Here is a 2,822-nt window from a genome sequence, read left to right as displayed (position 1 = left end):
CGCGGCCGTCTTCCCCGAGCTGGCGCTGGCCGCCGACCCGACGGTGCTGCGCGGCCGCCGCTTCGGCAACGCGGTGCTGCTCGCCTCAGACCGGGAACTGCCGGTGGCCGAACTGACCCGCCGGGTCGCCACCGACCCGCACCCGGGCCGGGTCGAACACGGGCGGGCGCTCGCCGACTTCGCCGGGGGAGCGGCGCCGGTCACCGACGCGAGCGCCAAGCCCTCACCCGTACCGCCCGCGTCCGCCTTCCGCTGACCGGCCGATCGCCCGGGGCGCCCGGGGCGCCCGGTCACACCGTGCGGTCGTCGATCTCCACGCGGGGCGCGGTGTCGTGCCAGACGCAGAAGACGGACAGTTCACGGCCGTTCGCCGTGAACGTGACCCGGATCCAGGTCGGCTGCTTCCACACCTGCATCTGCCAGCCCGAGGCGGGGATGGCCGAGACCAGCTCGGCCGAGTGCTCGCCCAGGTCGAAGGTGACCCGGCCGCCGTCCACCGTGTAGGTCTTCACGTTCGAGTCGGCGGGCGGTGTGGTGACGGGGGGCGCCTGCGTCGTCGGCCTCGCCGTCCGCGCGGGCGTCGTCGAGGGGGCGGCCGGGGTCGGACGGCCGGCGCTCGGCGTCGGCCTCCTCGTGACGGCCGCGGTGGGTTCGACGGTCTCGGGCCGGTGGGTCGAGGAGGACAGCGGATCGCTGCCGGCCGCGTCCGTCTCACCGGCGCTGCCTGCCGGGAGGGGCAGCGCGCGCGGGGGGTCGTACACCGTCCCGGACATGACCGTGTGCACTCCCCACCAGGAGAGCGTGACCGCCGCGCCGGTGGCGAGCGACCAGGCCAGGGCGTGAACGAGTCCTCTTCGCATCCGGGCCATACTGCACCACACCCTCCCCGCCCTCACCGCAGGGTGCTCCTTGCCTCACATTCCCCCGAATGGCGTACGGTGCGGCCCATGGCAAGTGTGCTCGTGGTCGAGGACGACCAGTTCGTGCGCTCCGCCCTCATCCGCCGGCTTTCCGAGGCCTCCCACACGGTACGGAGCGTCGGTACGGCTCTGGAGGCATTGCGCGAGGTCGCCCATTTCCGGTTCGACGTGGTCATCCTGGACCTCGGACTGCCCGATCTGGACGGGTCGGAGGCGCTCAAGATGTTGCGCGGGATCACCGACGTACCGGTGATCATCGCGACCGCCCGGGACGACGAGGCGGAGATCGTACGGCTCCTCCACGCGGGCGCCGACGACTACCTCGTGAAGCCGTTCTCGGTCGACCACCTCTCGGCCCGGATGGCCGCCGTCCTGCGCCGGGCCCGGTCCGGCGCGGGCGAGGCACCGCCGCCACGGGTGATCCGGGTCGGCGGGCTCACCGTCGACCCGTTGCGCCGGCAGGCGGAACTCGACGGGGCACCCCTGGACCTGACCCGGCGCGAGTTCGACCTGCTCGCCTTCCTCGCCGGGCGGCCCGGGGTCGTCGTCCCGCGCAAGGAGCTGCTCGCCGAGGTGTGGCAGCAGTCGTACGGGGACGACCAGACCATCGACGTACACCTGTCGTGGCTGCGACGGAAACTGGGCGAGACGGCCGCCCGGCCCCGCTATCTGCACACCCTGCGCGGCGTCGGCGTGAAGCTGGAGCCGCCCCGGGAGCCGCAGCCGTGAGATGGGCGCTCGTCAAGGTGTCGCTCGCCGTCACCGCCATGGTCGTCGTCGCCTTCGCCGTACCCCTCGGGCTCGTCGTCAAGGAGATGGCCCGCGACCGGGCGTTCTCCAACGCCGAACGGCGGGCCGCCGGCCTCGCCCCCGTACTCGCCATCACCACCGACCGCGAGGAGCTCGACAAGGCCGTCGCCACCACCGAGGACGGGGCAGCCGGGCGGCTCGCCGTCCATGTGCCGGCCGCCGAACCCGGCGACCCGGGCCTGGAGATCGGCACCCGGCGGGCCGGCGAGGAGGAGCTGTCCGCCACCCGCCGGCTCGGCCGGGCGTCCATCGCCGAGGTGCCGGGCGGCTTCGCGCTGCTCCAGCCCACCGCGCTCAGCAGCGGCGAGGTCGCCGTCGTCGAACTCTTCGTCCCCGAGGGCGAGGTGTCCAACGGTGTCGCCACCGCCTGGCTGGTCCTCGCCGGGGTCGGCATCGCCCTGATCGTCGGCTCCGTCGCCGTCGCCGACCGGCTCGGCGTCCGGATGGTCCAGCCGGCGCAGCGGCTCGCGGGCGCCGCCCACGACCTCGGCGAGGGCAGGCTCGGCGCACGCGTCCCCGAGGAGGGGCCGCCCGAACTCAAGTCGGCCGCCGTCGCGTTCAACTCGATGGCCGACCAGGTCGTCCAGCTCCTCGCCAACGAGCGGGAACTGGCTGCCGACCTCTCCCACCGGCTCCGCACCCCGCTCACCGTGCTCCGGCTCAACGCGGCCTCGCTGGGCTCGGGCCCGGCCGCCGAGCAGACCCGCGCGGCCGTCGAGCAGCTGGAGCGCGAGGTCGACATCATCATCAGGACCGCCCGGGACGCGAAGCCGCAGACCCAGGCGACCGGCCCCGGCGCGGGCTGCGACGCCGCCGAAGTGGTGCGCGAGCGCATGGAGTTCTGGTCGGCGCTCGCCGAGGACGAGGGCCGCCGGGTCCGCGTCGCGGGCGTCGAGCGCCCGGTCCGCATCCCGGTCGCCCGGCCCGAACTCGTCGCCGCGCTCGACGCCTTGCTCGGCAACGTCTTCCGCCACACCCCCGAGGGCACGGCCTTCTCGATCGACGTCCACAACGGCGAGGACGCCGTCATCGTCCTCGTCTCCGACGCGGGCCCCGGCATCGCCGACCCGGCCGCCGCACTCGCCCGGGGCA

Annotated in this window: 3 protein-coding genes and 1 pseudogene; 3 read left to right on the top strand and 1 reads right to left on the bottom strand. The window is 74.5% G+C overall.

What is annotated here, in order from left to right; genetic code table 11:
• Positions 1 to 256 (top strand): annotated as a pseudogene (locus tag AOK00_RS35590) (spermine synthase); the annotation flags it as partial.
• A gap of 34 nt (positions 257 to 290) precedes the next feature.
• Here the strand turns inward: AOK00_RS35590 and AOK00_RS35585 are convergent.
• Positions 291 to 869, bottom strand: coding sequence for a hypothetical protein (locus AOK00_RS35585; RefSeq protein ID WP_055604238.1), 579 nt, complete (start codon positions 867 to 869; stop codon positions 291 to 293).
• Between the two features lie 78 nt (positions 870 to 947).
• Here AOK00_RS35585 and AOK00_RS35580 point away from each other — a divergent pair, with 78 nt between their 5' ends.
• Complete coding sequence (locus AOK00_RS35580; protein WP_055604237.1) at positions 948 to 1,649, top strand: response regulator transcription factor; 702 nt, start codon at positions 948 to 950, stop codon at positions 1,647 to 1,649.
• Positions 1,646 to 2,822, top strand: a 1,177-nt coding sequence (locus tag AOK00_RS35575; RefSeq protein ID WP_055604236.1) for a sensor histidine kinase, incomplete at its 3' end; no start/stop codon positions are given. The genes AOK00_RS35580 and AOK00_RS35575, both read left to right, overlap by 4 nt.

The sequence above is a fragment of the Streptomyces aureus genome (assembly GCF_001418135.1).
Classification (GTDB): Bacteria; Actinomycetota; Actinomycetes; order Streptomycetales; family Streptomycetaceae; genus Streptomyces; species Streptomyces aureus_A.
This window is presented reverse-complemented; position numbering and strand designations above follow the sequence as displayed.